This window comes from Chitinophaga solisilvae (assembly GCF_009928525.1).
GTDB lineage: Bacteria > Bacteroidota > Bacteroidia > Chitinophagales > Chitinophagaceae > Chitinophaga > Chitinophaga solisilvae.
In genome coordinates this window covers 135012-148894 of sequence record NZ_JAABOK010000015.1, presented here as the reverse complement: position 1 = coordinate 148894, position 13883 = coordinate 135012, and the positions used below count along the sequence as shown (strand labels likewise).

1 protein-coding gene (only partly in view) is annotated in these 13883 nt (G+C 45.7%); it reads left to right on the top strand.

What is annotated here, in order from left to right:
* On the top strand, nucleotides 1-13883 hold the 3' portion of the coding sequence (locus GWG06_RS25355; protein WP_160716977.1) for a non-ribosomal peptide synthase/polyketide synthase. It extends 18466 nt beyond the left edge of the window; only the last 13883 of its 32349 coding nucleotides appear in the window; its start codon lies beyond the left edge, outside the window; it ends in the stop codon at nucleotides 13881-13883.

Sequence of the window (13883 nt, the reverse complement as noted above, 5' to 3'; positions counted from 1 at the left end):
CCGATTTCGGGAATATACGTAATAAGGAAGCCATTGAGCTGATGGAAGTGTATGAAAGCCCTGCTGCTGGCCGTTACAAAGCAGCGAGATTCGATCTTACCGCCTTTGTTGATAACTCCGGAGAAGAGATATCTGGCTTCTTCAACTATGCCACAGCTGTATTTGATGAAAGGGTAATTCAATCTTACGTAGCCACCTTTAAGGTAATATTGCAGCAGTTGTCTTTACTTACTTCTACCGGGCAACAGATGAAAACGCTGCAATCATGCTGCTTCCTGGATGATGCCGGGTATTATGATGCCGTTTACGGCAGAAACGCCACTGAAAAGGATTATGGGCTATATCGTACTGTTCATGGTCTGTTTGAAGCACAGGTACAACGAACTCCCGACAGAATAGCTATAGCATCGGAAGGTGGTGGGATCACCTTTAGTGAATTGGATAACCGCGCCGACAGACTGGCAGCCTACCTACAGGAAACCTGCCATCTTCATAGAAACGATCTGGTAGCTATATGTTTTGATCGTTCTGAGAATATGCTGATAGCTATACTGGCAGTACTGAAGGCGGGAGGAGCTTACGTTCCGGTGGATCCGGCCCATCCGGATGAAAGGATAGCCTATCTGTTATCAGACACCAAAGCGGGTATCATCCTTAGTAATGAACGTCATGCAGACAGGATCAGGCGAATCACTGCATCCGGCGGACAGATGGTGGTCAGCACTGACAATATCTATTTTGAAGTGGCACTGGATACAATAGCTGTTAATCTACATCCGGAAAGGATTTCAGCTCCTGAAGACCTTGCCTATGTTATCTACACCAGCGGCACAACCGGCCGGCCTAAAGGCGTCATGGTAGAACACCGTAATGTCGTCAATTATATATTTAATCTGTCAGATATCATTCCTGATAATATCAGACGGGTGGATTTCTCCGGTAACCTTGCATTTGATCTGTCTGTGACCACAACACTTTTCCCATTGTGTTCCGGAAAAACCATCTTCATTTATCAGGGAGAAATCAGTGATGTTATAGATTATCAGCGGCACCTTTATCATAATCGGATTGAGCTGGTAAAAGCTACTCCATCCTATTTGTCACTGATCGATTTTGAGCATACAGTGGAATGGGATGGGAAATTCAATGTCAGCATGGTGATAGCGGGAGGAGAAAAACTGCAGCAGCAACAGGTAGAGCGCATACTCCGGTTTACCGGCAGCATCATTGACGAGTATGGCCCGACTGAAACGACTGTAGGAGCTTCGGTATTCACTATTGAACAGGAAAATGGATTGTTGTCCATAGGAAAACCATATAACAATTACCAGGTGTATATCCTTGATACTGGTTTGAACCCTGTACCACAGGGGGCTTTGGGAGAACTGTATATTGGCGGTGCCGGCGTCGCCAGAGGTTATCTGCATCAGGATGAGCTTACTGCCCGGAGATTCCTTGATAATCCTTTCCGTACAGCAGCTGAAAAGACAGCAGGAATAAATGAAAGGATATATAAAACCGGTGACCTGGCGTATTATCTGCCGGATGGAAACCTGATGTATGCAGGAAGGAATGATGAGCAGGTGAAAATAAACGGATACCGGGTTGAGCTTAATGAAACGGCAACATGCCTTTCTGCTTTCCCGGGTATCAGAGAAGCCGCAGTAATAGTAAAGAATTATAATGTACCCGGCAGTGACTGTCTGGCAGGATATTTTGTAGGAGATCCTATGATCAGTACAGTAGAAATCATGGAGTATCTGGCATCTTACCTCCCTGCTTACATGATACCCGCTTTGCTGGTACCTGTTGACCAGCTGCCGCTTACCGCAAATGGAAAACTTGACAGAAAAGCGCTGTCAGCAATCGGAGATACTGTTAAAGAATATTATCGCGCACCGGAAACAGTAACAGAATTGAAACTGGTAGCGATCTATGCAGAAGTGTTAGCTACTGAGAAAGAACGCATCAGTACAGATGATGACTTCTTCAGACTGGGCGGTAACAGTATTCTTGCGATCCGCCTGGTAAGTAAGCTGAATAAGGTAATGAACACCAGCATAAATATTGCCGATATCTTTCAGTATAAAACCATACGCAGACTGGCAGCAGATTTATACAAACAGGCAACTGATATGCCATCACTGTTGCCGGTAACGGTTGACAAACCTGAAGAACAACTGCTATCTTTTGCACAGGAACGATTATGGTTTATTGAAACCTATGAAGGCGGCACGGATGCATATAACATTCCACTGGTATATAAACTGAGAACGGAGGTAAGCCACGAAAGCCTGCTGGCTGCACTTCATAAAATCATCAGCAGACATGAAATACTTCATAGCTTTATCAGAAGTACCGATGATGGAAGTGGTTATCAGCAGGTGAATGATTATAACCTGTGCCCTTTAAAAATAACCAGCGAAACAGTTACTTCTGCTGAAAGTATGGCCACCGCCATAAAAGATTTTACGCATCAGACTTTCTGTCTGGAAAAAGAATATCCGGTCAGAATGAAACTTTTTCTGATGCCGGATAAGAATTATTACATCTGCATGGTATTGCATCATATTGCTTTTGATGCATGGTCAGCTGACATATTGCTGCGTGAGATTCATCATTATTATCAGTATTATGAAATGCAGAAGAGAGCGGAGCCGGTGGCCGAACTACCATCACTACCCGTGCAATACAAAGACTATGCCCTCTGGCAGCGGAAGATACTTACTGGCAGTACGCTGGAAAAACAGCTCAGCTACTGGAGAAACAGGCTGACCGGTTATCAGCAGCTTAATCTCCCGGTAGACAAACATCGTCCTGCTGTGCAACATTATGAAGGTGCCAGTATTCGGTTCAGTTTGGATAAAGCAACCACGAATGGATTGAGAGTGATGGCCAGAGAACTGGAAGTCAGTATCTATAGTCTGCTGTTGAGCGCTTACTATCTCACACTCGGAGCTTACAGTGGGCAGGAGGATATAATAGTCGGTAGCCCAGTCGCTAACAGGCATCATCCGGGAACAGAAGACGTTATTGGTTTTTTTGTCAATACACTCGCACTTCGTGAACGGATAGACAATGAGCAGTCACTGGCAACATTTATCAGGCAGGTAGGGTCTAATGTAGTAGCTGCTCAGCAGCATCAGGACCTGCCTTTCGAAAAACTGGTAGCAGAATTGAAAATTGCGCCGGATAGCTCAAGACATCCGTTGTTCCAGCTGCTTTTTGATGTGGCAGATTTTGGAAAGAGTGAGAATAGTGACATAGCACTTTTGTTTGAACCTTCTGACATGAAGAATGATGCCGGTGCAGGCATTGCACGGTTTGATATCACTGTCGTGCTGGATAATGGTGATGAAACCATTAGCGGAACGTTCAACTATGCCACGGCACTGTTTGATGCGACCACCATACATGCTTATATCAATACCTACACCTCCATACTTACGCAGTTTGCCACACTGAGGGAAAACGGGGCCAGTCACGTACCGGTGAAATCGCTCTATTATGTAGACGAAGTATCCCGTGGGCAACAGGTATACAGCAGTCATACGCTGCTTGAAAGCCCTGTAACGGGCACGCTTCATCAGTATTTTGAACAGCAGGCGGTATTGTTTGCTGATCATACAGCGTTGGTATATGAAGGGGAGGCGCTGACTTACGGAGAACTGAACGCCCGCGCCAACCGGCTGGCATCGTACCTTATCCCGGTTTATGGATTGAAGCGTGACGACCTGGTAGGCTTGTGCCTTGACCGCTCTTTATGGCAGGTGATCAGTATCCTGGCTGTTCTGAAGGCGGGAGCTGCGTATGTTCCCATGGAAACAAGCTATCCTGATGAGCGGTTGTCATATATGATATCGGATGCGGATGCCCGTGTGGTGCTGACTTCTGCTGCACACTATACCCGTTTGTCGGACCTCAGCAGTGCGCCGGTATTGATAGCTTCGGATGTTGCCGTATCGGGGGATTACTCCTCAGCCAATCCTGTTACAGCCACCGGGAGCGGTGATCTGGCCTATGTGATTTATACAAGTGGTACCACCGGTCATCCCAAAGGTGTGATGGTGGAGCATGGTCATGTGCTGCGGCTGTTCCGTTCCACATCCGGTCTCTATGGCTTTAACAGCGAAGATGTGTGGACGTTGTATCATTCCTATGTATTTGACTTCAGTGTATGGGAGATCTGGGGGGCGTTACTGCATGGTAGCCGTCTGCTGATTCCTTCGGGAGAACAGATCCATGATCCGGTACTGTTTTATGAGCTGTGCGCTGATGGTGGGGTAACTGTACTGAACCAGACTCCGCACGCCTTCTACCAGTTTGCGGATACCGCAGTGGCACAGCCATCTGCGTTGCATCGTTTGCGTTATATCATTTTCGGTGGGGAGGCCCTGAACCTTTCTCAGCTGAAGACGTGGTACAGCCGGTATGGGGCCGTCGGTCCGCGGCTGGTAAATATGTACGGGATCACGGAAACCACGGTACATGTTACCTGGAAGGAGCTTTATGCAGATTTCCCTGAGGGAGGCTCACTGATAGGGGAGCCGTTACCGGACCTGACAGCGTATATACTAGACCGTTATTTACGTCCTCTTCCGGCGGGAGCGCAGGGCGAGCTTTATGTAGGAGGGGCTGGTGTTTCGCGGGGTTACCTGAACCGCCCGGACCTGACAGCCGACCGTTTTATCGCCAATCCTTTCCAGACGAAAGAGGAAGCGGGGGCAGGTGTGAACGGACGGTTATACCGTACGGGCGATATCGTGCGCCGGCTTTCGGATGGTTGTCTGGAGTACTGCGGCCGTAATGACTTCCAGGTGAAGATCCGCGGTTATCGAATAGAGCTGGATGAAATCATCACCCGTTTATCGTCCTACCCCGGTATCCGTCAGTCAGTGGTAATAGCCAAAGAACGTGACGGGATGCGTTATCTGGCGGGCTATTACGTATCAGATACGGCAATGTCCTCAGCAGCTATACTGGATTACCTTGGTTCGGTGCTGCCAGCCTATATGCTGCCATCGGTGCTGGTGCATCTGCATCATTTCCCGCTGACAGTGAACGGGAAGCTGGATACCGCTTCGCTGCCCGACCCTGTATTTGCCGGCAGCAATGATTATGTGGCGCCTGCAACTGTTACCGAGCAGGAGTTGAGTGGTATTTATGCCGCTATCCTGGGATTGTCAACCGAAACGATAAGTGTACATGATGACTTCTTCAGCCTGGGAGGGGACAGTATCATAGCTATCCGGCTGGTGAGCCGGATTAACCAGCAATTAAACCGGCAGCTGAAAGTGAAAGATGTGTTCACACACCGAAGCATACGTACGCTGGGTAGTTACCTGGAAACACATGGGCATCAAAGTACAGCAGAAACATATGTTCCCTTCAGCCTGATGAGTCATACAGGAGTAGAAAGCATCCCGGACCTGACAGCTGTAGCGGATATTTATCCGGCAAGTTATCTGCAGATGGGCATGTTGTTTGAATCTGGTCAAGGAGAACCAGGTACCTATCATGATGTATTCAGATACAGAATAAACCAGGTTTTTGATAAAGAACGGTTTGTATTTATCTGGCAGCAGCTGATTAAAAAGCATGCTTTGCTACGGGCTGGATTCCAGTTATCTGCCAACGGATATGATTGTATTATATATCACGATATAATTCCGGAGATGCATTTTTATGAGCATCGTAATCCGGAAGAAATGATCAGGGAAGAACAGTTTAATAATTTCGATTTTTCCAGGCCGGGATTGTTCAGGATTCTCGTAAATGACATGGGTGACAGGTATGACTTTATTTTTTCTTTTCATCATGCTATTGCTGACGGCTGGAGTATTGCTTCATTGGTGAATGAACTGATAGTAGCAAGCATGGGTAATGAAGGTGCTGAAGATACACCAGGGTTGCATTATGGCGAGTTTGTGGCGAAGGAGCAACAGATAATCAATGACCCGGCAGCGGAAGCCTTCTGGAAAGAGTATTTATCCGACCTGTATGTTGACCCTGTAAAGTGGAAGAGTAATAATGATTTTGCTGAGTCAGGATTGTATACAGCTGCTTTAATGATTAAAGAAGATAAAGCACGATCCCTGCTGACGCTTGCAAAACGACTCCATGTTAATATGGATACAGTATTTATCTATCTGTATCTGCATACGCTTGCGTTGTTTCTCCGGCGACAGGATCTTGTTATCGGACTCGTAGTGAACAACCGGTTGGAAAAAGAAGGCGGTGACCGGCTGTTCGGCCTTTTCCTGAATACAGTTCCATACCGTTATAATGTGGGGCAACAGGTTCATGACCATGCCGCATCCATTAAGCAGATTCAGTCAGGACAATTTGAGTTATATGCCTACAAAGCCTATCCGTACGGAAAGATTAAATCAATTACCGGATACGATCCATATCAGTTTGCTTTCAATTTTGTACACTTCCATATTTTCAGTGAAAGTATTAACAGCATAGAAGAGGGGTCCGGATATGAGAAGACAAACGTTCCCTTTGTATTGAATGTAGCCCAATATGGAGATAAAGGATTTACAATTCTGCTGACAGCACATGATGATGTGGCAGATCAGGAGCAGCTGGATTATTTTATGCGTTATTTTGAGCGAAATGTAAATAACCTGCTGAATGATCAGTATGATTTTAACCGGTTGCTGGAAGAAGATTATATTAAAATAATAAAACAGTGGAGTAATAATCAGGAGTTACTTCCGGCCCCGGGTACGGTTCATCAGCTATTTGAGACACAAGTACTCAAAACGCCGGGAGGCATTGCGCTGGTGAGCCGGGAGGTACAATTAACCTATCAGGAATTGAACGAGCAGGCGAATATGCTGGCTGATTATCTGATTTATACATTTGACATTCAGGCAGACGATGTGATAGCCTTGTACGTGGACCGTTCGGCACATATGCTGATTGCAATGCTTGCTGTACTCAAGGCCGGCGGTGCATATGTGCCGATAGATACTGCGTATCCGGAAGAACGTAGCCGGTATATCATCAGTGATACTGCTGCAAAAGTTGTACTGTCCAATGAAAAATATCTTCCGGTAGTAACGCCCATAGCAGGAGATACACCAGTGACTGTTATTGATAGTAATACCTTCCGGCAGCAGCAATTATCATGCAGCAATGAAAATCCACACGCAAAAACAACAGAGCAACACCTTGCATATGTTATTTATACCAGCGGAACTACCGGAAAGCCCAAAGGAGTGATGATTGAACATGCGGGTATTGTGAACCTCGCAAAGGCGCAGGCGGCTGATTTGGGCCTGAATCAGTATACTGATCTGTATATACCTAAACGTTGTCTCTGGTATGCCAGTTATGTATTTGACGCGCATGTGTGGGATGTGTATGCAACATTGCTTTCCGGAAATACGCTGTATCTGGCAGAGAATGATATACGCGCAGATATTGTTCTACTGAAGAAATATGTAGAGGAAAACAAGATTGACATAGCTACTATTCCTCCGGTATTACTTGATAAAACAAATCTGCTGCCGCTGAAAACTTTAATAGTTGCCGGGGATGTTACCGGCGCCGGTATTATGGAACTTTACCGTAAACAGGGGACAGACGTAGTAAATGCCTATGGTCCTACAGAAGTGACAGTGTGTGCCACCATGCACCACTATGAAAAGGGAAGCAGCAACCGCAATATCGGCCGGCCTTTATCCAACGTTACGGTTTATGTATTGAATGAAAACTTATTACCGGTGCCCGCAGGTACGCCCGGCGAATTATATATCGGTGGCGCAGGAGTGGCGCGTGGTTATATGAATATGCCGGAATTCAGCAGGGAGCGGTTTGTCAGCGATCCTTTCCGGACAGATCAGGCCCGTTTGTACAGAACAGGCGATATGGCCCGCTTTCTGCCGGATGGAAGCCTGGAGTATTTCGGGCGTAATGATGAACAGGTGAAAATCCGCGGGTATCGCATAGAACCGGCAGAAATAGAGAACCGTATGGCTGCCTGTCCCGGTATTAACCAGGCGATCATATTGGTAAAAGAGCATGCAAACGGAGCAGGCAGATATCTGATTGGTTACTATACAGCGGCAAAACCGGTGGAAAGTATTTTGTTGTCTGACTGGCTGGCAGCAACGTTACCGGATTACATGATTCCTGCTGTATTTGTATATCTGGATAAAATTCCGCTGACAGTAAATGGTAAACCTGACAGAAAATCCCTGCCGGATCCGGGGAATACAGACATACAGCATTATCAGGCGCCGGAAAATGATTTGCAACAGATATTGTGTATGATCTACGGAGAAGTGCTGGGAATGGATGCTGACACAATAGGTATTCAGGACGACTTTTTCAGATTGGGTGGAGATAGTATTATCAGTATACAGCTCATCAGCAGATTACGGCAACGTACAGGGTTCCTGTTGAGTGCGGGAGATATTTTCAGACACAGAACAATCCTGGCAATACACAATCATTTGATTACGAAAGGAGATCGCCTTACCAGTCAGCTCTTGACAGAGCAGGGCGTACTTGCCGGCGAGCTGCCTTTACTGCCAGTTCAGGAATGGTTCTTTGATAATGTCGCCAGTGAATTGCTTCCGGCCTTCCATCACTGGAACCAGGCGTTTATGCTGCGGGTTCCGCCGTTAGACAGGGCGCTGCTGGAATCCGGTGTTATCTGCCTCCTGGCTTATCATGACACGCTGAGACTGAGATTTACGCAGAAAGCAGGTTTAGTTCAGGAATACAGCCATCAACCCGTATCACCAGTATTAAATTACCTGAATGTAAATGGCCGGTCTGGCGACGAAATAGACGACACGCTTACCGGTTGGCAAAACAACTTTGATCTCTCCAACGGATACATCGTTCAGATTGGTTATCTGGATGGTTATACAGATGGCAGCGCCAGAATTTTTTTAGCAGCACATCATCTGGCAATAGATACGGTAAGTTGGCATATTCTGAAAAATGATCTGCAGAAGATATATTGTTATTTATCAGAACAAGTGAACGGAGTACAACAAGCTACCGCTCTTGCAATGGCTACGGCAGCCCTGGGCTCCAAAAGAACAAGCTACAGACAATGGAGCATAGCAGTAAGGAATTACAGGAGCGAAGATGAAAAGCAGCGTGCGGCAGAAAAAGTATACTGGCAGGAAATAGCTGCCGGAGTTGCAATGGAAAACGCTGTGTTGCAATCGCTGTCAACGGCAGAATGGAAACATACTGAGATAGAGCTGGATGAATACACAACAGGACTGGTGTTGAAAAAAGCTGGTAACGTCTTTAATACACAGATAAATGATTTCCTGCTCAGCGCAATAGGCCTGGCCTTATCAGCCGTTACCGGCAAAAGCCAGCATTATGTATTGCTGGAAGGACATGGGAGGGAGGATATTTCGCCGGAGCTGGATGTTTCCGGTACAACAGGATGGTTTACCACTATTTATCCGGTTAAACTGGATACAAGTGCAAAGAATTATGGTGAAATCATTGTTGGCGTCAAGGAAATGCTAAGCAGGATACCTTTTCATGGTTTGGGGTATGGTGTACTGATAGGATATACGCAAAACCCCTTACCGGTTGTCAGTTTTAATTACCTGGGACAACTGGATAAAGGCGGGCCATCGGATTTGAGTGAATGGCGTATTAGTAATGAATACTGTGGTAGCACCTCGGATACTACCAACCGTAACAGATCAGTGATCAGTATTACAGGTGGGGTAGCAGATGGAAAACTTGTTTTCAGCATAGAAGCCCGTTTACCGGAACCGCTGTTGCTGATGTTGTCTGAAGCTTGTTTGAATGCTCTGAAGGATATGCTCAGCCACCTGGATAAGTATACAAGAACCTATCTCACGCCATCAGATATCAGCAATATCATTACCAGTGATTATCTCAGCAGAATACAGGCATCCCGTGAAACAGCAGCTGTTTACATGGCCAACAGTCTTCAGGAAGGATTTATCTATCATTCCCTGAACCAGGGAGATAGTGATGATGCCTATTGTGTGCAGCTGATATGGGACTATCATAATACACTGGATATATCCGGACTCCGTCATGCCTGGGAACTGGCAGCAATGAAGTATAGCGCATTGAGGCTGCGTTTTGCATGGGAAAAGGAACTTGTACAGATAATAGATAAGGAAGTAAAGGTTGACTGGCGATTTACAGACCTTGCCGGCTATAGTGCTGAAAACCAGGAATCAGAAGTGGGGAATATATTATCAGCCGATCGGGCCGACTCATATAAACTGGATGCCGGTAATCTTTTCAGGGTATACCTGATAAAGAAAAATGATAAATGCTATACGGCTGTTTTTAGCTGTCACCATGCTATCCTTGACGGCTGGAGCACTCCGCTGCTGATTAATTTCGTACATGATACCTATCTGCAGCTTATTACAGAGAGTTTCAGTGGCTTGAAAACAAACAACGGTTACGAAACCGCTCAACGATACCTGCAGGATCACCGGTCCGACAACGAAAACTACTGGAAGACCTATACCGCGCAAATAGAGAACAGGGAAGATCTGAGCGGGCTGCTGAATGAAGAACAGAAGCATGTGGTATTATCTGATTACAGGCATATCAGACAATCCGGGGAACAAATACTAATTATTGATGGAGAGCGTTTTAAGCGGCTGACGGAGTGCTGCGCGGCGAATGGATATACACCCAATGCATTGCTGCAATATTGCTGGCATAAACAATTGAGCCTGTATGGCAGAAATAATATCACAGTTGTAGGAATGACTGTTTCCGGACGAAATCTGGACATTGACGGTATAGAAGAATCTGTAGGGTTATTTATCAATACATTGCCGGTTATTCTGCAACATCGCGCCTGTACTGTCTCTGAGGCAATAAGTGAATTGCAGCAGTTTATCACTGAGGCAGGTAACAGAAGTGATATTAACCTTGCGGGATTGCAGCAGAACGGAGAACGTTTGTTTAACAGCTTGTTTGTTTTTGAAAACTATCCGGTGCCCGATAGCCGTTCCGGTGATACAGGGCTTGTACTGGAATTCAGACAGTCTGTAGAAAAACTTGATTATCCGCTGGCCATTATCGCATATAAATCACAGGACTCATTGGTAGTAAGACTGCAATATGCGGGAGAATTGTTTGCCACAGAAAAAATGGAACAACTGCTGGCAGGGCTGGAAGTATTGCTAGACCAGATAATTTATGGAGCTGATATACATACAAACGAACTGAATTACCTTGACCGTGCGCGGCTAAGACAGGTAATGCACTGGAGCGGGGCAGGGAAGACATATACCGTTGATAAGACATTACCACAATTGTTTGAAGAACAGGTTTTGCGGACTCCGCAAAATATTGCAGTGACATACGGAGCAGAACGTATTACCTATGCGGAACTGAATGAGCGGTCCGACAGGCTTGCTGCTTTTCTGAAGTTAAACTACAATATTCAGCCTGATGATCTGATTGCGGTACTTATGGGCAGGTCCGGTGAAGTGTTGGTAGCCATACTTGGCATATTGAAGGCAGGCGCTGCTTATGTACCAATGGATATCGGATTTCCTGATGAAAGGATCGGTTATATATTATCAGATACCGCCACTAAGGTATTAATAACAGAGGGTATGCAGGAAGACCGGATTAACCGGATTGACACCGGAGGAACATTAGCGGTGATTATTGCCGATGATTCTTCATTCAGAAATCACCTGACAGAGAATTATGCTGCTGATAATTTACATACAGCCCTAACGCCGTCTGATCTGGCCTATGTCATCTATACCAGTGGTACTTCCGGAACTCCTAAAGGAGTGATGCAGGAACACCGCAGTGTGACGCGCCTGATAAATGCAACAGAGGACTTGTATCATTTTAATGAGAAAGATGTATGGATGTTGTTTCATTCCTATGTTTTTGACTTCAGCGTGTGGGAGATATGGGGAGCACTGCTTAAAGGAGGAAGATTGGTTATCCCTTCACTGGAGCAGGTAAAGGATCCTGAGCAGATATATAGTTTATGTCTGAAAGAGGGGGTAACGGTGCTGAATCAGACGCCCAATGCCTTCTATCCGTTTATAGATATTGCCATAAATAAAAGAGAACGCCTGAATCATCTTCGCTATGTGATATTTGGTGGGGAAGCCCTCAATTTGATACAACTGAAGCCCTGGTACACCGATTATACCGATACGGCTCCGCAACTGATAAATATGTACGGGATTACAGAAACAGCCGTGCATGTGACCTGGTTTAAAATCAGCAGTACTATACTGCAGAAAGGTTCCCTGATTGGTACGGCTATCAGTGATCAGTACACTTACCTGCTGGATGATTGTCTGCGTCCGGTACCTGCAGGCGCCACCGGAGAGCTGTATATAGGAGGTGCGGGCCTTAGCCGTGGGTATCTTAATAATCTGGCACTGACCAGGGAGCGGTTTATTCCAAACCCGTTTCAGTCGGCATCAGAAAGAATGCAAGGGCTGAATGCCATGCTTTACAAATCTGGCGACCTGGCGCGTTATCTTCCTGATGGAACGCTGGAATATCTGGGCAGAAACGATTTCCAGGTGAAAATACGCGGGTACCGCATTGAGCTGGGAGAAGTGGAAGCCGCGCTCTCTTCCTGTCAGGATGTGCGTCAGTCTGTTGTTCTTGTGAAAGAACGAACTGCAGACAACAGCAGATACCTGGCTGCATATTATATAGCAGAAAACCCGATAGACAGAAAAGCACTACTTGGTCGTCTGCGGGAGTTGCTGCCCGAATATATGCTTCCTGCAGTACTGGTGCACCTGGAATCTTTCCCGCTTACCATCAATGGAAAGATAGACACTAACGCATTACCGGTTCCCGAGCTGACCGGCAGCCAGGAATATCAGGAACCGGAGAATGAAATCCAGCTTCAGCTTTGTGATATTTTCGGAGAAATACTTTCACTGGAACCGGAAAAAATCAGTATTGATGAAGAATTTTTCCGGATGGGAGGCAATAGTATTATGGCAATACGGCTGGTAAATATGATTAATAGCAGGTTTCATGTAACTATAAAGATTGCAGCCATCTTTATGGCGCAGACCATCAGACAGTTGTCGCTGAAAATTAATGAAGACAGGGATAATAACCGGATTGTTATCAAATTGAATAAAGCAATGGGTAAAGACAATATGTTTATGGTACATCCGGGAGGGGGAGGTTGTGAAGTATATGCTTCACTGGCGGATAAGATGAGCCGTGAGTACAGCTGTTACGGAGTTGATTATTATAATCTGCATCATGAAGTAAAGAAAGATGATCTCAATGATCTGGCAGCATTTTATCTTTCTTATATCGATGAAGTACAGAAAGAAACCGGTCAGCAGGAATATAACCTGCTGGGATGGTCATTAGGAGGGCAGATAGCATTAGAAATGGCTGCAGTATTGGAAAAACAAGGGATTCGGGATATTACTGTTTATCTGCTGGATGCAATGTTGTCTGATGGTGACAGTAAATTGGCTGCGCTGCGAAGAGATCCTACTGAAGAAGACGTTCAGAAAGCTATTCAGGATATGGAAAAGGCAGGATCTCATGTAAAGAACATAGCAGAAAGCGCTGAGGATTTCGAAGAAAGTGTGAGAGACTTTCTGTTTGCAGAGTATGCATTGAGAGACCAGGAAATTTCCAGTGTGCTTAAACATACAAAGGTGGTGTTGTTCAAAGCATCGCTTGTTGATAATAATCTGCCGCCTGAAAAGTTGGATACACAGCATTATCTGATGAGCCTTGCATACAACAATGTAGACCATATACTGGAGAGTATAGAACAACTGCAGGTTATCCGGGTAGATACGGTGCATCATGCCAATATTCTGGAAGATGAGGCTGCGCTGCTTTCCGGGTTATTAAAATCGATTTAA